Origin of the sequence: Microcoleus sp. K5-D4 (assembly GCF_036704575.1) — a bacterium.
Lineage (GTDB): Bacteria > Cyanobacteriota > Cyanobacteriia > Cyanobacteriales > Microcoleaceae > Microcoleus.
Genome location: NZ_JAUBSD010000014.1, coordinates 53,035 through 76,499 on the forward strand (window position 1 = coordinate 53,035; position 23,465 = coordinate 76,499).

At 45.3% G+C, this 23,465-nt stretch carries 16 protein-coding genes; 6 read left to right on the top strand and 10 right to left on the bottom strand.

Translation table 11 applies throughout. The annotated features are described in order from the left end of the window. Positions 1-110: 110 nt before the first annotated feature. Both QUA77_RS06825 and QUA77_RS06830 read right to left on the bottom strand, forming a co-directional pair. Positions 111-563, bottom strand: coding sequence for a cupin domain-containing protein (locus QUA77_RS06825; RefSeq protein WP_333449649.1), 453 nt, complete (start codon positions 561-563; stop codon positions 111-113). Between the two features lie 213 nt (positions 564-776). Beyond that, positions 777-1,547 (bottom strand): cysteine hydrolase family protein, encoded by a 771-nt coding sequence (locus QUA77_RS06830; RefSeq protein WP_333449650.1) that lies wholly within the window; start codon positions 1,545-1,547, stop codon positions 777-779. A gap of 213 nt (positions 1,548-1,760) precedes the next feature. Here QUA77_RS06830 and QUA77_RS06835 point away from each other — a divergent pair, with 213 nt between their 5' ends. From QUA77_RS06835 to QUA77_RS06860, 6 genes are all read left to right on the top strand, one after another. After that, positions 1,761-3,206, top strand: a complete 1,446-nt coding sequence (locus tag QUA77_RS06835; RefSeq protein WP_333449651.1) for an amidohydrolase — start codon at positions 1,761-1,763, stop codon at positions 3,204-3,206. 110 nt (positions 3,207-3,316) lie between these two features. Next, on the top strand, positions 3,317-4,450 hold the full coding sequence (locus tag QUA77_RS06840; RefSeq protein ID WP_333449652.1) for a serpin family protein: 1,134 nt from the start codon (positions 3,317-3,319) through the stop codon (positions 4,448-4,450). Positions 4,451-4,581: 131 nt separating this feature from the next. Then, complete coding sequence (locus tag QUA77_RS06845) at positions 4,582-5,784, top strand: glycoside hydrolase family 10 protein (protein WP_333449653.1); 1,203 nt, start codon at positions 4,582-4,584, stop codon at positions 5,782-5,784. A gap of 14 nt (positions 5,785-5,798) precedes the next feature. Continuing rightward, a complete protein-coding gene (locus QUA77_RS06850; protein ID WP_333449654.1) occupies positions 5,799-6,476 on the top strand; it encodes a TIGR02117 family protein in 678 nt (225 codons plus the stop codon). 132 nt (positions 6,477-6,608) lie between these two features. Then, positions 6,609-7,382, top strand: coding sequence for a 1-(5-phosphoribosyl)-5-[(5-phosphoribosylamino)methylideneamino]imidazole-4-carboxamide isomerase (hisA, locus tag QUA77_RS06855; RefSeq protein ID WP_333449655.1), 774 nt, complete (start codon positions 6,609-6,611; stop codon positions 7,380-7,382). Between the two features lie 119 nt (positions 7,383-7,501). Further along, positions 7,502-8,911: a cation:proton antiporter gene (locus tag QUA77_RS06860; RefSeq protein WP_333449656.1), complete on the top strand. Its 1,410-nt coding sequence runs from the start codon at positions 7,502-7,504 to the stop codon at positions 8,909-8,911. Between the two features lie 207 nt (positions 8,912-9,118). Here QUA77_RS06860 and QUA77_RS06865 read toward each other — a convergent pair whose 3' ends face one another. The 8 genes from QUA77_RS06865 to QUA77_RS06900 form a co-directional block, all read right to left on the bottom strand. Beyond that, a complete protein-coding gene (locus tag QUA77_RS06865; RefSeq protein ID WP_333449657.1) occupies positions 9,119-10,126 on the bottom strand; it encodes an ADP-ribosylglycohydrolase family protein in 1,008 nt (335 codons plus the stop codon). Positions 10,127-10,352: 226 nt separating this feature from the next. Beyond that, the gene (locus QUA77_RS06870; protein ID WP_333449658.1) at positions 10,353-13,184 is read right to left on the bottom strand and encodes a PAS domain S-box protein; all 2,832 of its coding nucleotides are present in this window, start codon (positions 13,182-13,184) and stop codon (positions 10,353-10,355) included. Positions 13,185-13,225: 41 nt separating this feature from the next. Beyond that, the gene (locus tag QUA77_RS06875; protein WP_333449659.1) at positions 13,226-14,230 is read right to left on the bottom strand and encodes a BMP family protein; all 1,005 of its coding nucleotides are present in this window, start codon (positions 14,228-14,230) and stop codon (positions 13,226-13,228) included. 298 nt (positions 14,231-14,528) lie between these two features. Then, positions 14,529-16,703 carry a glutamine synthetase III gene (locus tag QUA77_RS06880; RefSeq protein WP_333138518.1) on the bottom strand — a complete coding sequence of 725 codons (2,175 nt, stop codon included), beginning with the start codon at positions 16,701-16,703 and terminating at the stop codon, positions 14,529-14,531. Between the two features lie 822 nt (positions 16,704-17,525). Next, a complete protein-coding gene (locus QUA77_RS06885) occupies positions 17,526-18,800 on the bottom strand; it encodes an alpha/beta hydrolase (protein WP_333449660.1) in 1,275 nt (424 codons plus the stop codon). 524 nt (positions 18,801-19,324) lie between these two features. After that, on the bottom strand, positions 19,325-21,127 hold the full coding sequence (locus QUA77_RS06890) for a serine hydrolase (protein WP_333449661.1): 1,803 nt from the start codon (positions 21,125-21,127) through the stop codon (positions 19,325-19,327). Between the two features lie 71 nt (positions 21,128-21,198). Beyond that, a complete protein-coding gene (locus QUA77_RS06895; RefSeq protein ID WP_333449662.1) occupies positions 21,199-21,933 on the bottom strand; it encodes a calcium-binding protein in 735 nt (244 codons plus the stop codon). 348 nt (positions 21,934-22,281) lie between these two features. After that, the coding region (locus QUA77_RS06900) for a calcium-binding protein (RefSeq protein WP_333449663.1) at positions 22,282-23,465 on the bottom strand (1,184 nt) is incomplete at its 5' end.

Consider the following 23,465-nt stretch of genomic DNA (forward strand, 5'->3'; position numbering starts at 1 on the left):
ATAAATCCTAAAAAATATCAAATAAAAAAGTTCGTAGTAAGGGCTTTAGCGGTTTTTCTAAAGAATTAAGTCCTTACTACAAACCTAGGCATCAAGTTCTTACTACAAACCTAGCACGGTACGAGTACATCCGATCGCCCCAGCACTCTCATATCCTCCTCATCGAGTTCGACTGGTGTACCGCTGCGAATTAGTTCCACAAAATCCTCATTCGGCACCATGATGCACAAAGTGTACAAACGTTCATTGCCCGTATTTTCAATTACGTGAGTGCCCGTTGGAGGCACTAACAAACTCTCTCCCGGTTGAATACTAACTGTTTTGCCGTCGCAGGTTGCTTGCCCTCTTCCTTTGAGTACAAAAAACATTTCTACTGCGAATTGATGGCGGTTGGGAGGAGTTTTTCCCCCCACATCGAAAATCTCCACGCAAACTGTTAATGAAACATTAGCTATTACCGGATCGAAGACGATAGCTAATCTATTAGTATCGCCCGGACTGATGCGGAATGCTTGGTAGTCTTTCGGAGACTTTATAACAGGTATCACGCACTGGTTTGTCATTTTTTTATTGTTAGTTGTCAGTGGTTATGTTTCTGCTGTCATTAATGAGAATCCAGAGTCATTAGTCCGCCGCTCAACCTCCAAAGTTTATTGATATCACAGGAGAGTTCGCTATCAGAGCAGGAAGCGAGATATATAGGCTTTGGTGTGCGGGACTCTCGCACTCCTAAAAAACGCTTTTTATACTCCAGAGGGATACTCCCCTGATGACTGCTATTTAATTGCTTCTAACATAGCCTGAGAATCCGACAAAAACCCAAAACATTGTTTAACGTTATAAAGAGTAGCTTGCCAGCAATACTCGGGAGATGTCGTAGCTGTACAATCTTTGACTAAAATACAGTCGTAACCGAGGAAATTAGCATCTTGCAGCGTAGCCATGACGCACTGATCGGCGTTTACTCCTCCGAAGAAAAGTGTAGTTCTGCCGAGGTTCCGCAAGATACTATCTAAAGGAGTATCCCAAAAGCCGCTCATCCGATATTTATCAACGCAAATATCCTCCGGTTTGGGTTTTAATTCATCGACAACCTGCGCCGCCCAACTCCCTGCCATCAGTACAGGTGCGTTGTTTTTTGGCAGCGGATCTCCCAAACCTACGCCGTCGCCTGTGGGATTGTAAACGTGACGGGAAGCTGCACTAATATTGAGTAAATCGGGGCGGTTTCCCCAGTTTATCCAAATAATTGGTACTGCGTGCGATCGCAATTTTGGCAGCAAATTTATTAAAGGATTAATTGGAGTTCTTGCGGGCGTTACATCTACGCCAATATGTGCTAGCCAACCGTCGGGGTGACAGAAATCGTTTTGCATATCTATCACCAACATTGCTGCTTTTGCTAAGTCCAAACGCAGGGTTTTAGTTTCTGTTTCCAGGGTAACAGGTTGAGGCGCGATCGGCGATCGCGTGATATCGGCAATTTTGGCATCAACTTTCCAAGCATTCGGCGGTACGCCCAAAGTGCGGAGAGAATCAGGATTCATATGATTGTGACTCAAAAACAATTTCAATCTTATAACTATTTGATTGTTAGTAACTTGTCATATCTTAAATCTTTGTTATAATTAAGTAGCCGTGGTAACTTTTTGATAAAAAATTAGAATTTATTAACTTTATTACCGTTGGGCGATCGTTAATGTTAGCACCTGGGAATCATACAATAAAAATCAATATAAATTTACAGAAAGGGTAAATCTATGAGCTTTATAATTCAAAATGCTTTAATTACGGTGGATAGCGGTTATGAAACCGCAGATGTGCAAGTGGTGGATAATTGCATAAGTGCGATCGCGCCCAATAACCTCCCCTCTCATTCCCCCGCTTACCAAGGGGGGGATAGGGGGGGTCAAACAGTTATTAACGGCAAAAATAAGCTGCTGCTTCCCGGTTTTGTCAACGCGCACACTCACTCTTCAGAAATGTGGCAACGGGGCATAATTCCCCCTTTGCCGCTGGAGTTGTGGATTGCCGAATTATACGATTTTACACCTCTAGAACCCGAACAAGTTTACTTGAGCGCCTTGGGAACTGCGGTAGAAACATTGCTGTCCGGCGGTACAAGCGTAGTCGATCATTTAGTGTTGATTCCGGGGCAAGAATTAGAGACAATCGCCGCCGCAGTTCGCGCTTATCAAGAAATCGGCATCCGCGCTTTTATCGGGCCGTTAATTCAAGATCAATCCCTGACGGCGGGAATGCCTTCTGGCGATAATGGCATCGAACACGCGGCTTACATTCGATCGACTAAGGCAACTTTGGAATTAATGGAAACAGCCATAAAACAGTTTCACAATCCCGAAAAAGGTGTTAATATGTTGTTGGCGCCAACGGGAATTCAACTGTGTTCCGATGCTTTGTTTGAAGGCTGCATCCAATTGAGCGATCGCTACAACCTTTGCCGTCACGCCCACCTCTTGGAAACGCCCGCTCAAAAACAACTAGCTCACGAAAAATACGGCTGTAGCGCTGTCGCACACCTGCAAAAAATTGGTTATTTGAGTCCGCGAACTTCTTTAGCGCACTGCGTTTGGCTGGACGATTCCGACATTGCGATTATGGCAGAAACTGGAGCGACAGTCGTACACAATCCCCTCAGCAACTTGCGCTTGGGAAGCGGGATTGCACCAATTTTGAAATACCGTCAAGCGGGAGTCAACGTATCTTTTGGCTGCGACGGCGCTGCTAGCAATGACTCTCAAGATTTGCTGGAAGCGATTAAAATTGGTTCGATTTTGCACAATATTACGGATTTGGATTACCGCCAATGGATTACACCGCGCCAGTCTGTAGAAATGGCATCCCTGGGAGGAGCAAAAGGCTTGAATCTCGCCGATGAAATGGGTTCGCTCACAGTCGGTAAAAAAGCAGATTTTGTGCTGTATGATTTAACCAGTTTATCATTGCTGCCGCGCACCGATCCGATTGGGTTACTAATATTGGGACGCCCGACTAATGCGGTAGACACCGTTTGGGTAAACGGCAAGCAAATTGTCGCCGAAGGTAAGGTGAAAACGATCGATGTTGATGCTTTGAGGCGGGAATTATTCGATCGCAGCGAGTGGACGGGGAAGCGTCAATCGCAAACGGTGAGTGAAATAGAAGCCCACTATCGAAAAGTCATGAACCTGCAAGGTTATTCTTAAAAAATTAACCAATAGAATATGATATCCAGTCCGGTTGAATCACATAATTAGCGCCGCCACTAAAAATTAACGCAATCAACCTCGCAAATCCTCACTCAGAAGCTCTAGCCATGACACCCCCTAACAACCAGATAAATGTAGACGCCAGACTTGTTGCAGCTAATACCAAATTTGGTTTTAACTTGTTCAACACCCTCAGCAAACAACAGCCGAATAAAAATATCTTTATTTCCCCTACTTCTGTCGCCCTCGCACTGTCAATGACATACAACGGAGTCAGCGGAGAAACTAAACAAGAAATGACAAAAGTTCTCGAATTAACGGGAATGACTCTGCAAGAAATCAACGCAGCCAATCAAGGTTTGCAAAATAGTTGGCAGACACTTGACCCCAATGTCCAAGTATTAATTGCCAACTCGCTTTGGGCGCAACAAGGCTTCTCCTTAAAACCAGAATTTCTGCAAACAAATCAACACTACTACAAGGCTAATCTGAGCGAACTCGAATTTATGAATCCGCAAGCTATTAGCATCATTAACAACTGGGTGAGCCAAAAAACTCAAGGAAAAATAGAGAGAATTGTCGATAAAATTAGCCCCGGTGAAGTCTTGTTTTTGATTAACGCTATCTATTTCAAAGGCAACTGGAAAACCCCCTTTGATAAATCTCAAACTGCGAACAAAACTTTCTCTTTAAGCGACGGCAGTTCCAAACAGCATCCGATGATGTCTCAGACAGCCATTTATGGGTACTACGAAACAGACAAATTTGAAGCAGTTAGTTTACCTTACGGCAAAGAAGGTTCTCTGAGTATGTATATTTTTTTGCCCAAGCTCAATAGCAACTTGGAAACTTTTTTGCAGCAATTAAGACCCGAAAACTGGAATAAATGGATGCAAGAATTTAGAGAAATAAATTGTATAATTGAAATACCCCGCTTCACAATGGAGTATAAAGTTGAACTCAAAAGCACACTCATAGCTTTGGGAATGGCAGGAATTTTTGAAATCTCAAAAGCCGACTTTTCTCCGATGACTGATGACAACGTAGCAGTAGCTTCAGTAAAACACAAAACATTTGTCGAAGTGAACGAAGAAGGTACAGAAGCAGCCGGAGTGGCTTCCATCGAGTTATTCAGAAGTTTGCCTTTTCTAATGAATGTAAACCGTCCATTCTTTTGTGCCATTCAAGACGATACTACAGGAACAATATTATTTATGGGTATCATCGTTGACCCCCAATAAGATCAAAAATAGTAGGTGCGTCAGGAAATGTTCGATCGACTTTTAATAAAATAACCCTAGCTGGCGCACCCTACCAAGCTAATTATACGGTAAAATATCAGTCTAAAAATAATCATATTTGCGAAAAATTAATGATTAAACTGCACAAATGGCAGCGGATACTGGCTTTAATACTTGTTTTTGCGATCGCCCTTACCTCCTCTGCCATATTATCCCCCCGTCTCTTGGCTCAAACCCCGCCCAAAACCCCAACAACCGAATTGCGCGGCGTCTGGCTGACTAACATTGACAGCGACGTTATTTTCTCCCGCAACAACATCATTGACGCTGTAAATCGACTGGACAAACTCAATTTTAATACCATCTATCCCACGGTTTGGCAAGGAGGCTATACGCTTTATCCGAGCGCTGCAGCCCAGCGAGTATTCGGACAGCCGATCGACCCATCGCCCGGATTGAAAGACCGAGACATCCTCAAAGAAATTATAGCACAATCCCATCAAAAAGGTATAGCAGTAATCCCCTGGTTTGAGTTTGGTTTCATGGCTCCTGCAGAATCGGAATTAGCCACACTTCACCCAGAATGGCTGGCACAGCGGCGCGACGGTTCAACTATTTGGAAAGAAGGCAAACACGAGCGAGTGTGGCTGAATCCCTTTCATCCCGAAGTTCAGCAATTTATCTTAGATTTAATCATAGAAATTGTCGATAATTATGATATAGATGGCATTCAATTTGACGACCATTTCGGCTTGCCAGTAGAATTTGGCTACGAGCCGTTAACAGTGTTAATGTATCAAGAACAAATCAAAAGCCCTCCCTCCGACGACGCCCGCGAAACATTCTGGGTGCGCTGGCGCGCTGACAAAATCAACGACTTCGTGGGCAGAGTTTCCCGCACCATCAAATCCCGCAAAGAAAAATGTATTGTCAGCTTATCTCCCAACCCTTTTCACTTTTCTTTACCCGCCCACTTGCAGGACTGGTTTACCTGGGAAAGACGCGGCTACATCCAAGAAATTGTGTTGCAGGTTTATCGCAGCGATATCAAGCGTTTTAGTGCCGAACTGGAACGGGAAGAAGTTAAGCTGGCTAAACTTAACATTCCAACTGCGATCGGCATTTTAACAGGTCTTAAAAATAATTCTGTTCCCCTCAAGCAAATTCAAGAACAAGTGCAAGAAGTGCGAAAAAGAAATTTCGCTGGCGTGTCCTTCTTTTTCTACGAAAGTTTGTCGAATTGGGCTAACGAAACCCCCGAACAGCGCAATTCTGCTTTGCAAGAATTCTTTCCCACAAAAATGCAGCGCCCGCCATCCGAAGGCCGAAATTGAAACCCACGGTTAAAATGAGAAAAAGCATACAGCGCTTAGGAATTGTCATCTTATCTTTGACCGCTTTCCTAACAATTGGCTATCTAACTCCCAGAAAGTGGGGAAATTACTCGCCAGCAGATTGCACAATCTCTCTATACATTTCCAACCAAGGCATCCACACCGAAATCATTGTTCCAGTTAAAAATGAATATTTTGACTGGAATCAATTTTTACCGCTAACAGAAATAGGGCGGGATGCCACTTCTGATTATAAATATCTATCTTTTGGCTGGGGAGATAGAGATTTTATGCTGGAAACTCCCACATCAGGAAGTATCAACCCAGTTACAGCTTTTAAGGCGCTATTTCTCCTTACTCCGTCTACCCTACACGTTCAAGGTTATCGGGTTTTGCCCCAAAATCAAGAAACCAAATGTGTTAAAATTAGTGGAGCGAATTATCTGAAGATGGTAAATTTTATTAAAACTACATTCCAATTAGACCCAGCAATTAGGAAAATAAAAATTAGCTACGGCTACGGTAACAGCGACAGTTTTTATGAAGCTAAAGGCAGTTACTCTATTTTGAGAACTTGCAACGACTGGACGGCCGAAGCTTTGCAAAAAGCCGATGTCAATACTCCTTTATGGTCAACGCTTTCTTCGGCGATTATGTTCCATTTAAATAGCGGTTGCGAAGGTCAAAAATAAATTGTAATGGGTAATACGATTTTAGATTTTAGATTTTATAATTCGGAATGAAGGATTATGTATGGGTTGGGATATTGCGTAAAGTTGCATTCTTTTTTTTAGCTGGTATAATTACCAATTTGAGGAAAAATCATGAATGTAATTCCAGCGATCGACTTATTGGATGGAAAATGCGTCAGATTGTATCAGGGAGACTACGCGAAGTCTCAGACTTTTAACGACAACCCCGTCGCAGTCGCCAGACAGTGGGTAAATGAAGGCGCAACCATGCTGCATTTAGTAGACCTCGACGGCGCTAAAGCAGGTCATCCAGTCAACCAAGCAGCCATTGAAGCGATCGTCCGATCCGTAGACGTTCCCTGTCAAGTAGGTGGGGGAATGCGCGATCGCGCTTCTGTTGCTGCTATCCTCAATTTAGGCGTCCGGCGCGTCATTCTCGGCACTGTCGCCGTCGAACAACCGCAATTAGTCGGCGAATTGTGCGCCGAATTTCCCGATCGAATTCTGGTGGGAATAGATGCCAGAAATGGTAAAGTTGCGACTAGAGGCTGGCTAGAAACTTCGGAAGTTTTAGCGGCCGAATTGGCGCAAAAAATGGCCGAATTAGGCGCTGCTGAAATTATTTACACCGACATTCACCGCGACGGTACTATGGAAGGGCCGAATTTGGAATCTTTGCGCGAAATTGCTAACGCTATTTCGATTCCCGTGATTGCTTCTGGTGGCGTTAGTTCGATCGCAGATTTGTTGAGTTTGCTGGCTTTGGAACCAATTGGTGTCAAAAGTGCGATCGTCGGTAGGGCAATTTATACTGGCGATATCTTGCTAAAAGAAGCAATTCAAGCAGTCGGACAAGGGCGGTGGCAGGATGTACCGCCAGATTTGGGTTCTTCGAGTTTTGCTTGATAGTCATGTCGAGTTAACTGCCTACCCAATATGTAACACTTATCAATTTTCCGGCTCACAGTCAACAGTCAACAGTCAACAGTCAGCCTAGAATTGTCTTTCTTACCATCATCGTACCCATGTTTTTGAACCATACAACTACAGCTTTAAGTTCTGGGATGGCATCCCTAGTTGCTCCCATACCTTTGTTAGCAACAGTCGCAGCAGAAAATTCGCCGATCGTTATGAGCGGAGTTTTGCTAAGTTTGGTCGTGATTTATATCGCCAGTAAAATCGGCGCAGAAGTGGCTGGAAAGTTCGATTTTCCCCCGGTTTTGGGTGAACTTGTAGCAGGGGTAATTGTTGGCGTATCTGCTTTACACCTAATCGTTTTTCCCGAAGGTGGGCTGTCAGCATCAGACTCCGGGATTATGACAGTTCTGCAATCGATTAATCATCTATCCCCTGCCGCCCTCACCAGTGTCTTTGAATCGCAGAGTGAAGTCATGTCAGTGCTAGCTGAATTAGGCGTGATTATTCTGCTGTTTGAAATTGGCTTAGAGTCGGATCTCAAACAACTGAAAGCAGTGGGAATTCAAGCGACTGTTGTCGCCTGCGTAGGTGTGGCAGTTCCCTTTGCCGCTGGTACTGCGGGCTTGATGATAATTTTCCACACTCCCGCAATTCCAGCAATTTTTGCGGGGGCCGCTTTGACGGCAACCAGCATCGGAATTACGTCGAAAGTTTTGTCTGAATTAGGACAACTGAACTCTAAAGAAGGTCAAATTATTGTCGGTGCGGCGGTGATTGATGATGTGCTAGGAATTATTGTCCTGGCTGTTGTCGCCAGTTTAGCCAAAACCGGGGAGATTGATGTTGTTAATGTCATCTATTTGATTGTCAGCGCCACTGTTTTTCTGCTAGGTTCGATTCTGCTGGGCGGTGTCTTCAACAAAACCTTTTCGGCGGTGGTGGGTCAACTCAAAACTCGCGGAAATATTATCATCCCGGCTTTTATTTTTGCCTACTTCATGGCTTTTCTGGGCAACGCAATTCATCTCGAAGCGATTTTGGGTGCGTTTGCGGCTGGTTTGGTGTTGGATGAAAGCGAGGCCCGCCAGGAGTTGGATGAACTGGTGAAACCCATCGCCGATTTATTTGTGCCCATCTTCTTTGTAACGGTGGGAGCACGGGCCGATTTGGGAGTTTTGAACCCAACAGTGCCGGATAATCGGGCGGGACTTTTGATTGCCACTTTCTTGATTGTCGTTGCTATTTTTGGCAAGATCGTAACAGGCTGGGTGGTGTTTGGTCAGCCGGGAATCAATCGATTGGCGATCGGAGTGGGGATGATTCCTCGGGGCGAAGTCGGCTTAGTGTTTGCCGCCATCGGTTCCGCGAGTGGGGTTTTGGATAAACCATTAGAAGTCTCGATTATTATCATGGTGATTCTGACGACTTTTTTGGCTCCGCCTTTTCTGCGGATTGTCTTTGGCGATACGGTAGAGCCTCCTGCTACTGGGGAACTTTCTAGCGAGAAAATCGTTTGATATCAAATCCGTTAGCATCGGAATTATTCATCTCTCTGTTCTCTTCCTCTGCGTTCTCTGCGTACTCTGCGGTTTAATCATTCCAATGCAACCGGAATTGATATGATTGAGGGAATTTGAGTCGGGACGATCGACTGATTTAGAAACAAATGTCGATCGTCCAAATTTATCTAGCCCTAATAATAAGTCCTAAGTTTTTAGAAGCGGCTACAGCTTGACTTTCAACTGATAACAATTGTCAGCGAGTTTAATCAGTTCGCCCAGGCCCCAAGTACCTCGATCGTTCAAAAGTTCCGCTAGTTGATTCGGGATGGCTTCTCGGCCCAGAAATGCCCCGCTGATGGCACAAGCCATTGCTGCGGTGGTATCCACATCGCCGCCGACGGCGATGCTAGTGCAGAGAGTTTCCCAGTAATCTTGAGGTGTTCTCAAAAACGCATATAAACTCCACAAGACACTACCGACTACAAAAGGGGAAATTCCTTGCCAAGAGCGATCGTAGTTTAACGGGAGTCCAGCTCTAGAAATCAACTCTACGGCTGACTCTGGGGGCAATTTGACCCAATCAATCAAATCTTTGAGCAAAGCGGCAAAGGAAGAATCAACTTCTCCTACCCATTCGCTCAGTTGACCGAGAAATGGCTCAGTTTCAATCATCATGTCAGATTGAAGGGCGATCGCCACAGCCCCGGCGATCGCCACAGCCCCGGCCGAACACCGCGAATCTTGATGGGTGATGCTCCCTTGATCGCAAGCAGCTTGTACAAGCTGGGACGGGCGATCGTAGAATATTAAGCCGATCGGTGCAGCCCTCATAGCACTGCCATTACCAGCATTGGGAGCAGGAGTACCAGCTTCTTGCCAAGCAACGCCCCGTATCAGGCGGTTTGCAGCTTCTTCGGTCGATCGACCCCGCCCGACAATGCGCTCTTGAGCAAAAAGGTCAGCAATACGGGTGGCGTAGTCGCTGGGGTCGAATTCGCCACAAGCGAGGTAGCTTTGGAGGAGTTCGCGGGCGAGTTGAGAGTCGTCGGTGTATTGACCAAAAGGAAAGCCGAAACGATCGCGATCTTTGATTTTTTTGAGTCTAACTTCGTAGTTGACAAAGTTTTGGCAAACTTCCGGAGGATAGCCTTCTACTCTACAGCCTATAGCGTCGCCGAGACATTGACCGATCAGACAACCTCTAAATTGTTCCAGACGCGGTACTGTCATTTATCTAGCTTTAAGTAGGTCTATCTAATCTTATGTTAAATCCCCGACTTCTTAAAGCCTGCTGTCGAGAGTCAGAGCGCCCGCTGCAGGGACTAACTACTTGTCTGCCCCTTCTTTTTTTGAATTTGAGCTGACCACTTTTCTTTTATTTACACAAATCCTTCAGAAGCGATATAACAGTTTCCAACCTACTTAATAAACGCTATATAGAGGAATGCGATCGCAGTTATTTACCCACGAGTGCTACAGCACCGCTTTGCAAAACAGGAATTTCAATGCGGAACTCTGTTCCTTGGTGGGGTTGAGAGAAGCACTCGATGGAGCCACCGTGCTTATCAACTACAATTTGATAGCTGATGGATAGCCCTAATCCAGTTCCTTTACCAGTGGGTTTTGTAGTGAAGAAGGGATTGAACGCCTGTTGTCTAACAGTTTCCGTCATCCCAGACCCATTGTCTTGAACTTGAATTACTACATTTTTTGAAGAACCAGAATGAGTTTCGTTTGTGACTAGCTTAGTCCGAATAGTGATGCGACTGGGATTGTTTTGGATGTCTTTTGTATAACGCTGATTGTCGTTGTTTTCTAAAGCATCAATGGCATTTGTCAGAATATTCATAAAGACTTGGTTCAACTGTCCGGCATAGCACTCTACTCGCGGTAAGTCGCCGTACTCTTTAACAATTTCAATAGCAGGATGATCCGGTTTTGCCTTCAGTCGGTTTTGCAAAATCATCAATGTGCTGTCAATTCCCTCGTGGATATCAACTGGCTTCTTTTCTGCCTCATCGAGCCGCGAGAAGTTTCTTAGCGACAGGACAATTTGACGAATGCGATCGGCTCCTACCTTCATTGAAGTCAGCATTTTGGGCAAATCTTCACTAATGTAGTCCAGATCGAACTCTTCAATTTTTTCCTGAATTTGGGTATTAGTTGGATAGGTTTGCTGATAAAGCTCAATCAATTTTAGTAAATTTTGCGTGTAGTCGGCAGTATGGCTCAGGTTGCCATAGATAAAGTTGACTGGATTATTAATTTCGTGAGCAACACCAGCAACCAGTTGCCCCAAACCTGACATTTTCTCTGCCTGAATAAGCTGTGCCTGAGTTTGCTGTAAGGTTTTGAGTGCAACCTCAGCTTCATCTTTTGCTTGCCTTAAAGCAGCTTCGGCTTGCTTGCGCTCAGTAATATCCAGTGCCAAGGATGCAACCCCAACAATCTTTCCAGCATCCCCTACTAAAGGCGTATTGAACCATTCGCAAATAATGGTTTTGCCGTCTTTGGTAATATTTTCGTTGACGCTGTAGATTCCTCCAACCTGACTCAACAACTCGTTCATAACTCGATCGACTACCTCTCTGGCAGACGCAGGCACAATTAATTCTGCGGCATGGTGTCCGATCGCCTCTGTAGGCGTGTAACCAAAAATCTGCTCTGCCGCTGGATTCCAAGCAGTGACTTTAAAGTTTAAATCCCATTCCACAACTGCCAGTGCACTTTGGCGGAATAGAAAAGATAGCCGCTGTTCCGACGCTTTGAGTTCTTCTTCTACCTGTTTCCGTTTAGTAATGTCAATCCCTGTTTTGATGATGTACTCAATTTCACCTTGATTATCGACTAAAGCAGTATCTGACCAGGCAATCCGTCTGAGTTGTTGATTTTTGCTCACCCAACTGCCTTCATACTGCTGGGGAAAATTACCAACTTGTAAAGACTCAAAAGCAGTTTTGGCAAGTCCTGCTAAGTCTGAGTTCGGGAACAATTCCCAAATGTAGCGCCCTTTCACTTCACTAAACGAGTAATGAGTCGTTTGTTCGCAAGCCCGGTTAAAGCGAACGATTTGTCCCTGCGGGTCGAGCACAACTACCAGCGCACCTGCAATTTCAAGAATGGCTGAAACGAAATTGCGTTCCACTTCAACTGCTGTAATCAGTTCCTCTAACTGGGTTGCCATATTGTTAAATGCGATCGCCAATGTCCCCAACTCGTTTTGGCTGTCGATGTTGACCCGCGTCTCTAATTGCCCCGCACTGAGTTCAGTAGCTGCCGCGGTTAAGCGCTGAAGTGGCACCACAATTTGCCGAATAAATAGATACCCAATGCCAACAGCGACGATCGTCACCACCATCAATGAGCCTCCCATAATTGAGAGCATTTGGTAAACGGGAGCATAAGCCTCAGCCGTTGGCAGTTCTACAACCACATTCCAATTCACGCTCCGAACTAAGGCACTGGCTCCCAATACTTCTACCTGGTTTAGACCCTGATAAACGTTAAGGTGCTTAGTATCTTCGGAGCCTTTCAAGAATTGAAAAAAGGGGCGCTTAGAAATATCTTGAAGTTGAAACGTTTCTGGCTTACTACCCTTTTGAGCAATGAGAAAATTACGCTCATCAACTACATAGACATAACCCGTCTTGCCCACCTCCGTTTGGGAAACAATAAACCAGAGAAAGTTGAGATTTACCTGCGCTAATAGCACCCCATCCACCTCATCTCGCTCATTCCGAATCGGAACCGCCAGAATGGTGGTTGGTTGGTGAGTTTGAGGATTAATTTCTACAGGACTCACATAATCTTCCTGTTGTTTGAAGGCACGAATAAACAGTGGCGAAGTGGCTGGATTTTCTAACTTAAGCGGTTCGTAGGGTGCAACTGACGCGACAACTTGTCCCTTCCGGTTCAAAATGGCAACGGCTTCATAAGCATCATTATGACGAATCATCCCTTCCAACAGGCTCTGCTGCGCTTGAGGTTGAAATTTTGTGAGTCCTTTGACCCTAGCTAAATAGCTCAGTTTTCGTTTCAAGTCATCTAAATAATTATCAATCTGCCCTCCTGCTGTCTGGCTGCGCTCTTCTTGGAGCGATCGCGATTGCTGGATCTGCGCCTGAAAGCTGAGGTAGATCAGCAAGCCACCTGTGGGCAGTAAGCTCAGAAGAACCAAAAATATCAAACCATATCGGAGCTGATTTGCAATAGAAAAGAAGCGTTGCCAGGGATGAGAACGAGAGCTTCTGGCGATCGGCAGAACGCGCTCGTTGCGTTGATTTTGCATCGGACTTAGGATCAATATTGGTAAATCAATTAATCGGTGGACTAAGGAGAAACATCGATTTTGCCAGTCGTCACAGCTTCTCGGATCATCTTGAAAGTGTCCTCTTCCTGAGACGTGAGACTACCACGGAAAGGGGCAAAGTCGTAGATTTTTTCCTTGAGCCCAAACTTGTAAAGTTTTCCTTCCCAGCGACCTTGCTGGGTTAACACTGCCACATTTAGCACCAGATTGGGGATGTCCTGTAGAACGCTAGTTAGGACTTTGCCGGGAGCCACTTCGTACTGATCCTTTGTCCTACCAATTACCAAGACTCCTGGCTTTTGCGAAACGGCTTTTAGCGCGGCTAACCCTGCCTCACCCGCGTTGAATGCCAAAACATCTACTCCAGAAGCAACCATATCCGTTGCCACTTTGGTGGATTTTTCCGTATCAACCCAAGAGTTGAGAAAAGCCGTCGAGGCTTGAACAGAGGGATTCGTTGCCTTCACTCCCCGCCTAAACAAGGCTTCTTCTTCTTTGTAAACCGGATAAGGTTCACCCACAATATAGCCAACTTTATTGCTTTTGGTCTTCATGGCAGCCAAAGCGCCTGCGAGGTAGCCCACCTCACCCGATCGAAAGGCAACAGCCCCCAAATTTCTGTTATTCCCTGGATGCGTTGTAATCAGGGCAAATTTCGTTCGCGGAAATTCTTTAGCGACCTTTTCGGCAGCTTTGGAATAGGCACCACTGGCTGCAATTACCAGGTCATAGCCTGACTGGGCATATTTGCGTATGGTAGGTTCACTATTTTCACCGTCCATACTGTCAGTAATGTCTACCTCAGCATTAAATTTATTTTTGATGAGATTCAATCCTTCAAAGCAAGCTTGATCCCAACTTTGGTTGTCTTTGGCGCCTGTGGTGAGCATTGCCACTCTAAAACTGCTAGAGGTGCTTGCTTCCGGGGAAGAGTCTACGTTCGGAGTCGATCGACTGCAACTGATAGCAAAAAATAGAGCTAGAGCCGCCAGAGTCATTTGTTTAAAGAAAGATTGAATTCGCATAAGAGCTTTTCGGAGCCAGGTTAATTTTTTCACCCCTAAAAATTATTTTAAGGGTATCTCAACAATCTTCAGAACTCTTACTCTCGCTCGCATTTAATGACTCTGACAGATTCAGCGTAACACTCATTTAAGCTCAACAACAAGTAAGGACACGGCACTGCCGTGTCCTTACTACTCTAACCTGCAATTAACCGAATTTGTTTGCTAAGTAACCACACAAAATTAATTACATAAAGACTCCTTGCTAGGCAAGGGTTTCAGTATAAATATTGTGTAATTAATTCTGCACACCTACTTATTACTTAACAAACAGCATTTCTTGATAAGTAGGCAGAGGCCACAAATCATCAGCCACTTCACCTTCCAGAGCATCCGCATACTTGCGAACCTCATCCATCAAAGGACGAATTGTTTGCGAAGCATACTGCATATGGTCTTCTGTCGAAGCAAAATCGTGCTTGCTCAAAGCAGCACTCAATTTGCTCGCAGTATCCATCATGGACTTAACTAGCACTGCTACTTTTTCGGCACTTTCCTTTTCCAGTTCAATTCCAATCTCTTTCAATTTAGAAATCGTGCCAGAAACTTCAGCTAAATACCTCAAAGCTGCGGGGTAAATAATGGTTTTTGCCATGCTTATTACCAGTTTTGCTTCGACTTCAATTGCCAGTAAATACTGCTCAGCATAAACATCGTAACGGCTTTCCAATTCAACTGGAGTCAGAACACCTGTCTTTTCAAACAAGTCTTCAATGTATCCTTCCTTCAACACGGGCAAAGCATCGGCAGTAGTCCGCAAGTTAGCTAAACCCCGTTCCTCAACAGCCATTTTGTGCCATTCTTCGGAATAGCCGTTGCCGCCAAATACAACCGCACCGTGTTCGTCCATCACTTCTTTGAGAAGTGTTTGGATGGCAGCATTCAGTTCAGTTCCGTTAGCCAAATCGCTTTCTAATTTGTTAGCAATCCAGTCCAAAGAATCTGCAAGAATTGTATTCATCGCCACCAGCGGCCCGGAAACAGACTGACCGGAACCTACTGCACGGAATTCAAATCGGTTTCCAGTAAAGGCAAAGGGCGAAGTCCGGTTTCTGTCTCCAGCATCCTTCATGAAAGTAGGCAGTGTTTCTACACCTAAGTTCATAATTCCCCGACCTTTAGAGTCCTTAACTTCTCCCCGGCTAATTTGCCCGAAGATATCTTCTAATTGCGAACCCAAATAGACAGAGATAATTGCTGGTGGAGCCTCATTTGCACCCAATCGGTGGTCGTTGCTGGCAGTAGCAACTACCGCGCGCAATAGCGGGCCGTATTTGTGAACTCCGCGAATCACAGCGCCGCAGAAAACTAGAAATTGTATGTTCGAGTGCGGTGTATCGCCTGGGTCTAATAAGTTTCCTTGGGTGGCATTGCCGACCGACCAGTTGACGTGTTTGCCGGAACCGTTAATGCCGGCGAAAGGCTTCTCATGCAGCAAACACATAAAACCGTGTTTCTTCGCAGTGTTGCGGAGAATTGTCATGGTTAATTGTTGGTGGTCGCTGGCGACGTTTGCAGCTTCAAAAACTGGTGCAATTTCAAACTGACCGGGAGCTACTTCGTTGTGGCGGGTTTTGGCAGGAATTCCCAGCCGATACATTTTTTCTTCTACTTCCTGCATGAAGACTTGAACGCGCTCTGGAATCGCTCCAAAATAGTGGTCGTCAAATTGCTGACCTTTCGCAGGAGGTTTGCCAAAAAGAGTGCGACCTGCTAGCAGTAAATCCGGGCGGCTGTTGGTGAAATTGGCATCTACCAGGAAGTATTCTTGTTCGGAACCGCAACTGGAATTGACCGGAGCAACTTCGGTATTTCCTAATAGCTTTAACACTCGGGTTGCTGCTTTGTTCATGGCGGCAATGGAACGCAAAAGCGGCGTTTTCTTGTCTAAGGCTTCCCCTGTCCAAGAGATGAAAACAGTGGGAATGCACAATGTCATGCCGTTATCTGTTTCCATGACATAAGCAGGGCTGGTGACATCCCAGGCTGTATATCCGCGAGCGGCGGCGGTGGAACGAATGCCGCCGTTGGGGAATGAGGAGCCATCGGGTTCGCCTTGTACTAGAACTTTTCCTGCAAATTCTGAGATGACGGAGCCATCGCCTTGGACTGAGATGAAAGCATCGTGCTTTTCGGCGGTGCTGTTGGTTAGCGGGTAAAATACGTGGGCGTAATACAGGGCTCCTTTGGAAAGAGCCCAATCTTTCATTGCTGCTGCAACTACATCAGCTACGGAATCATCTAGTTTTTGGCCGGTTTGAATGGTGTTTTTTACGGATTTGAAAATGCTTTTGGGCAGACTTTCTTGCATCTTGCTCAGACTAAAAACGTCTGTTGCCCACATATCTTCTAACCGCTTGGGAGGCCGGGCAGGCATCTGTTTACGGTTGACGATTTGAGAAATTGCTTGAACGCGCGATTGGTTTCCACTCATGGTTATTTTTATTGGGATTGCAGGACAAGTAGTTGAGAAAAAATAGATGTTAGCAAAAGTCTAACGATTGACGAATATGTTGGATTTACCCAACGTTTTTAGTCAAAGCTAACTTTTGGGAGAATGCCTTTTTGGCAGACTCTAAAAGATTGGAGGAGGGAGGCGCAATGACTTCGCCGTCCATCGGGTGTGACAATCCAGTGTGAGATGCGGTTGGATTGCGGTTATTAGCAAGAAGATAGATGGCAAGAGCCTGTACAAACTTGAGTCAACATTATAGATGTCTGCACTGCACAAATTTAGTAACTAATCTTCACCCTGGTCAGCTCAAAAATTTTGTGCGAATCAATTCCGATGAATTCAGGTCAAAACTACTTATGGTTTTTAACGGTTCGACGATCGATAAATCGCAGTCCAGCAAACAACGCACTCGTTTAGGGGTTTTGGAGAATTATGGAGAGTACACAATCTACACTTGGAGAGTTTAAACAATCATTAACCAAATAAATGTATCCTAAGCTACAGAACTTTATGTTTTTTTCAGAAAGGTCGATCGCACAAAGCGCACACAACCGCAGGATTTCAGTGTAACAGGGCATGGGGCATGGGGCATGGGGCATGGGGCATGGGGCATGGGGCATGGGGCATGGGGCATAGGGCATACCTCACCACGCGATCGAACCGCTATATGATAAATAAAGTCTGGCAACTATTCTAAAATTTGGTGCGACAATTTGCCGTAGAAATCTTTAGGAGATTTGGGAACTTATTAAACTGTTATAGCCGCAGTTTATTGAGCATAAATGAGTAAGTTGATAATTTTTAGTTAACTCGTTGGTAATCCGAAGACTTCAGAGCATGAGCCAAAAAGCGTTCTGTGTAGTACAAAGCTAATTGATTGCTCGGGCCATTAAAAACTGCATCAAAGGCGTGTTCAGCCCACGGAATTTCGAGCAAAATAGCCCGTGAAGCGAAGCTATCCCGTAGGGAATCGCCCGTGGCGCGCAATCGTTCGTAGAGCGATCGACCAAACTTGGGCTGAACGATATGGTCGCGACCTGCATAAACCAGTAGAGAAGGGGGAAGATTGGGTTTAATATAATTTATGGGAGAAGCCCGACGGTAAAGCTCGTTGAGTTCGTCTGGCGTTCCTCCCAAAAAGGCACGTAAGACGGCTCGAACATTTATAGCATCAGGAAAAGGTGGGTCATTGTATCCCCGAAGCAGGTCATTTGGCCCGTAATAGTTCACCACTGCTCGAACTGGAAGTACACTAGAATTATAAGCAGTTAGCATTGCTAAATGGGCACCTGCAGACCTTCCCATGAGAGCAATTCGATCGAGATCGATTTCCCAATCAGCAGCGTGAGTTTTGATATAGGAAATAGCGGCTTGTACGTCCTCAAGCTGAGCAGGAAATCGATACTTGGGAGCGTGGCGGTAAGCAATTGCAACCACACAATAGCCTTGGGCGGCCATGTAGCGGCTGAATTCCTCATTGGAATCGGCATTGCCTCTTTGCCAAGCTCCCCCGTAGAGCGTGATAATAGCCGGATATTTGCCAATTTGCATCGGCCGATAAAGGTTTAGTTGCAGTGAAACTCCGTCAGGGTTGGCAAATACAATAGCCCGATCGATCCTAACGTCTCTGATGGGAATTCCTCGGAACGCATCTGCGAGGATAAACGGTTGAGGGCGTAGCTGCGCGCGATCGGCTTGAGGAACGGCTGCTAAATAGTTTTCCCCTAGAACAGCTTGCATTTGGGTAGCTATGGCTGCATTGGCTGCTGGGAATTGAATCAGGGGAAGCAGGCCCAGGATGAGGGCGAACAGGTTACAAATCAGTAAAATAATGTAGACTTTGCCTTGATGCCGTCTGAGCAGGTTCAGGACAAGGGCGATCGTATTGATACCGACCAACCAAGGACTGATTTCTGGTGCTCCCACCGCCAAAGGGTACAGGAACATCGTGGGTGCTGGTACGATGACCCAGAGACTGAGAAATAGTGCGATCGTACTCAGGAACCAAGAAATAAATGGCAAGACTAAGAATCCTGCCAATAAGGGTAACTTTTTGCGGTTCTTCTTGTGGATCATCGGATTTTCGCAGCCTAATTTTTAATCAGTTTAAACTAATACCATCGCCCTAACATAGGCTACAATGACACTGAGACTTTAACAAATATTGCCTAAAAGTAGATTACCAAAAAAGCATTGATTTAACACCTAAGTAGTTAAAAATAATCTAATAGCCTTGCACCCCAAACAGGATAAATATTTGGCAAACGATTTCTTACATCACTCTTGCATAAATTTTGATAATTGGAAATAAGTTTTAGATTCAAGCATTAGGAGTGACTTGTGACTCGCCGGGTTAGAGTTTTTTATAAAATTGCATTTTTTTTACTGGTAAGCTAACACGCATCTAAAGTTGATAGTCAACTTTGACGAAATTCTTGTGGTGTCTGCCGCCCGCCAAAAAAATACAATTTAGATACCTACAGCTTATCAGCAGCGCTAATTCTGTTGAATTATGTGGAGCAAATTATACTCTGCATCAAAAGCTTTTTTAGCGGTTAAAATGAATAGGATAAACTGCCGTGACGACAGTGCTATAAATTTTATTTTTCAACTGCACGAGGTGCAACTAGATTCCAATTCACCTGAGAAACACCGTACAAAATAAAATTATTCAACATTCCGTAAGCATCCCCACAATTGTAGCCTTTAGCCTCAACACATTTCTTGTCCGCCCTTTGATTCACAGCCACAAAAACATCGACTCCCTCCGGCAACACACCCGCATACATCTTTAAATTAGCAAAATCATCAAGGATGCGACCGTTATCATCCACCGGGGGCAATTTCCACTCTTTCGGATTGGTATTTCCCCCTAACTGGATTGCCCAAGCATGAGTACCGTCAAGCGCTCCGTTGTGGGCCGTATATCGATTCCAAACATTATTTCGCTTTTCTCCGATGCGGGGGTTATTTTCATAACCGCCCACCCAATATTGTGACATAAATTTGAGGGAAACTTCAGCTTCTGCAGCTAGCGAACCCGTGCCAGGACTCAAATCAGTGTTTCTGCTGCTAAACGGAACTTGGCTTAAATTCCAAGACCAATTTATTCTCCCCGGCTTCGGATTTAGCCAAGTAGCAAAATCGCAGAAGCTACCCTTCCAGATGCAGTGCGGACGCTTCAAATCCCATCCCTTCCAATAGTAGGTTTTTCCGTTCCAATGCCGTTTTACTGGCTCGCGATCGCCAATATTTTCTACTTCTTGGCTCATGAAAATTCCCCGGTCAGCCGCAGTAGAAATTCCTAACTCGGTTTTGAAGAAAACCTCTAAAGCGGAACCTTGATGAGTTGCTGGTTTACCCATTTTAGCAGCATAGCTGCCGGAAGCTATAAGCTGCTGCAAAATAATCGTAGGAAATGCGGGACTGGTATTGGAATAGTGATATTGACCGAGAGGATACTGAAGGCATCGCCCAGCCAAAATCTGCATAGTTTCTGTTAAAGTAGGACTTGGCAAAAAATAGCCGACGCTAGGAGAAATGCCGAGTTGATTTTTAGCTGAAGTGATAGATTTGTAGCCCCACTCATTGACAAGTAACTGTTCTTGTGCTTGAAAATTCGCTGGGGTTTTTAGATTGCGAAGGACAGGCAAATTTGCGGTGACATCTTCACCATATCTGGGCGCGCTGCGCTGAAGTCCCGATCTGTGCGACAAAAAATGTCCGAGGGTGACGTTTTGCCACTGTTTGTCTGCAAATCCTGAGTTGAGATTGGCACACTTGCTGTCTTTCACGGGAACGGGAAATTTGACTTTACCCGAAAATACGGCGTGCAACTTTTCAGGGATAATCGCTACTGGATATTGCTTGTTCAAACCAGGAATTAGCGGCGGATAATGCTCTGGATCGAACAATTTCATCCCTTCAATTTGGTCGTCAGTCAGTTCTAACCCGGCCCGATCGCGCGCCGTCTGTTTAAGCACCCAGCGCACCATTGCAAAGGTAACAGGCTTGCTGATACTGCCCATACGCATGGGGGTATCTGCCGCGACTGGGGGAGCCAGAGGAGCCTGCATATCGTCGCCACAAGCCGGATTCCAGTTATTAGTAGGTCTGCCTTTCATGCGGCCTAAACCCCAGACACCGACGGGTTTACCTTTAACAGAAACACCGAGTACGGCCGCACCGACGCAGCGGTGGCGCATGAATTCTGTCAACGATTGCAAAATCGGCTGGAGTTGCGCGTCACCGCTACCGCTAATGGGGATGTTTTCTTGCGCTAAAGCTGTGTTGTTGTTGGACTCGGAAAGCTTTCCCAACCCTCCTAATAGGATAGCTGAAATCAAAGTCAAACTTGTGTAGAAAAGCCGGTTAATTGTTGGGCGACAATTCGCAATTCTCATGATAAAGAACTCCAGATTTAAAAAAGTAGGGCGGTGCTATGCTACCCGCCCTTTGACATTGATAATTAAGGCTATTGAGGGATAGGAGGCGCCGATAAGAATACTTGATTTGGGTTGACATTAGTTAAGTTTGTGCTTTGTACAACGCCAATCAAATTATCCTGGTAGAAGATACCAGTATCTTGAACATTGTTGCCGTTCCAATCGCCGATTTTAAGGGAATAGCCGTCCGCTAAATTACCTTTAATTTGGATTTTATCTTGACCTAATGTAAAATCCGTAATTGTAGCATGGCCAGTTCCCAGGTAGTAAACGTTATTAACGTTGCCAAGTACAAAGGTGTCTGTTCCCGCACCGCCGGCGAGAGAATCGGATTCGCTACCTGCGCCGATACCGTTACCAGCCCCAGAAAAATTAGCACCGTCAAGGTAATCGCTGCCGTCGCCGCCGATGAGATAATCTTTGCCGCTTCCTCCGAATAGATAATCGTTGTGCAACCCTCCCGATAGGGTATCTTTACCGCTGCCTCCGTATAGGAAATCTTCGCCAGCTTCGCCGTATAATTTATCGTTGCCGGCGTCGCCATTTAAATTGTCGCTGCCGAAGCCGCCGTAGAGGATGTCATCTCCGGCGCGACCGAACAATTTATCGTTGCCTTGATAGCCGTAGATTGTATCATTTGCAATCTGAATTTGACCTTGACCGTCTATCGTCCAATCGTCTCCAACTAAGGATTTGTGGAATTGACCGTTGCCGTTGACAGTGTTGTTGTCGTCGAATTGAGTACCGTTGATAACTGATGACATTTTTGTTGCTCCTTGTTGTTGTGGACTTGGTGCAATAGGAATTGCGACTCAAGCAATTTGTTCTATGTAAACCAGTTTGTTCTCAAATCGAATGAGCGGCAATGGGAATAAAATCAGGTAATTTAAAAGCCTAAAAAATGGTGTTTGGCAATGATATATCCGAAAAAATCAGGTACTAAAAATATTAAAGTTGGAAAAAGTCAGGTGGGCGATCGTACTTTTTAGGTCAGTCCTGGACGCACTCTCACCAAAGAAACCGGGTTTTTTACCGAATCTGCGGGTCACAACCTGCGTATTTTCGTAAAAAAACCCGGTTTCTCAACCGCCAAGCGCAACTACAAACCAATTTTAATATCCTAGTTGTGTCAGTCCTGATACGTTATTGAGAGTAGCTAAAATTTGACCGGTTGCTGCCAAGCGGATTAAGGTGTCGCTGTTGGCTTGAGTAATTGACAGTTGAGAGGCAGTCAAACCTCTAGTAAGGGCGATCGCATCTTTTCCGGGTTCAAAATCTCGAATGATATCCATCCCTGAATCGGCCCAAAGCAGAAAACGATCGTTCCCACTTCCTCCTATTAAATAATCATCTCCCAAATCGCCGCTTAAAAAGTCGTCTCCCGCTCCCCCAAAGATGGTATCATCGTCTTTTCCTCCCCAAATCGTATCATTTCCTTCACAGCCATCAAGTAGGTCGTTATTTTCATCACCCAGCAAGTAATCGTTGCCACCGCCACCACAGGCAGTATCGTCACCTAAATTTCCCAACAGAGTATCGTTGCCTTCACTGCCTAAAATTAAATCTCTATCCTTACCTCCCAATAAGAAATCGTTTCCTTTGCCCCCATCTAAAAAATCCGAGTCTTCGTTGCCGTGAATGAAGTCGCTATCTTCTCCGCCATTGAGCGAATCTTCTCCTCGATTCCCACATAATGTATCTCTTCCTTCATTACCAAGAATAATGTCTTGATTCTTGCCACCAAAAAGCAAGTCATCTTCCGTTCCACCAGAGATAAAGTCGTTGCCTTCGTTTCCGTTTAAGAAGTCATTTCCTTCGCCGCCAAACAGGTTATCGTTACCTTCTTTTGCCTGGAAATAATCCTCGCTGCTGCTGCCGTCGAATGTCTCATTGCTAGCAGTACCTGTGAGGGGTAGATCGATCGTACTATTCACAACTACCTTTTCTACAGGATTGGGTTGGTTGAGATTTGGGAGGGATAGAGAGTTACAAGGGCAATCTTCTGTCGGAATTTCTGTCGGTGTCGGAGTTGCTGTGGGAATATTAGCAGGAATTGCGGTGGAAACTTCTGTGGGAATTGCCGTTGGTGTTGGCGTTTCTGTCGGAATTGGTGTCGGAATTGGTGTTGGCGTTTCTGTCGGAATTTCTGTCGGTGTCGGAGTCGGTGTTGGCGTTTCTGCCGGAATTTCTGTCGGTGTCGGAATTTTTGGGGGAATTTCTGTCGGAGTTTCTGTCGGAGTTGGCGTTGGTGTCGGAGTTTCTGTCGGAGTTGGCGTTGGTGTCGGAGTTTCTGTCG

What these genes read in the sequence shown, in the direction of transcription:
- QUA77_RS06825 (WP_333449649.1), bottom strand. Translation starts at nt 563, where the DNA reads ATGACAAACCAGTGCGTGATACCTGTTATAAAGTCTCCGAAAGACTAC.
- QUA77_RS06830 (WP_333449650.1), bottom strand. Translation starts at nt 1,547, where the DNA reads ATGAATCCTGATTCTCTCCGCACTTTGGGCGTACCGCCGAATGCTTGG.
- QUA77_RS06835 (WP_333449651.1), top strand. Translation starts at nt 1,761, where the DNA reads ATGAGCTTTATAATTCAAAATGCTTTAATTACGGTGGATAGCGGTTAT.
- QUA77_RS06840 (WP_333449652.1), top strand. Translation starts at nt 3,317, where the DNA reads ATGACACCCCCTAACAACCAGATAAATGTAGACGCCAGACTTGTTGCA.
- QUA77_RS06845 (WP_333449653.1), top strand. Translation starts at nt 4,582, where the DNA reads ATGATTAAACTGCACAAATGGCAGCGGATACTGGCTTTAATACTTGTT.
- QUA77_RS06850 (WP_333449654.1), top strand. Translation starts at nt 5,799, where the DNA reads ATGAGAAAAAGCATACAGCGCTTAGGAATTGTCATCTTATCTTTGACC.
- hisA (WP_333449655.1), top strand. Translation starts at nt 6,609, where the DNA reads ATGAATGTAATTCCAGCGATCGACTTATTGGATGGAAAATGCGTCAGA.
- QUA77_RS06860 (WP_333449656.1), top strand. Translation starts at nt 7,502, where the DNA reads ATGTTTTTGAACCATACAACTACAGCTTTAAGTTCTGGGATGGCATCC.
- QUA77_RS06865 (WP_333449657.1), bottom strand. Translation starts at nt 10,126, where the DNA reads ATGACAGTACCGCGTCTGGAACAATTTAGAGGTTGTCTGATCGGTCAA.
- QUA77_RS06870 (WP_333449658.1), bottom strand. Translation starts at nt 13,184, where the DNA reads ATGCAAAATCAACGCAACGAGCGCGTTCTGCCGATCGCCAGAAGCTCT.
- QUA77_RS06875 (WP_333449659.1), bottom strand. Translation starts at nt 14,230, where the DNA reads ATGCGAATTCAATCTTTCTTTAAACAAATGACTCTGGCGGCTCTAGCT.
- QUA77_RS06880 (WP_333138518.1), bottom strand. Translation starts at nt 16,703, where the DNA reads ATGAGTGGAAACCAATCGCGCGTTCAAGCAATTTCTCAAATCGTCAAC.
- QUA77_RS06885 (WP_333449660.1), bottom strand. Translation starts at nt 18,800, where the DNA reads ATGATCCACAAGAAGAACCGCAAAAAGTTACCCTTATTGGCAGGATTC.
- QUA77_RS06890 (WP_333449661.1), bottom strand. Translation starts at nt 21,127, where the DNA reads ATGAGAATTGCGAATTGTCGCCCAACAATTAACCGGCTTTTCTACACA.
- QUA77_RS06895 (WP_333449662.1), bottom strand. Translation starts at nt 21,933, where the DNA reads ATGTCATCAGTTATCAACGGTACTCAATTCGACGACAACAACACTGTC.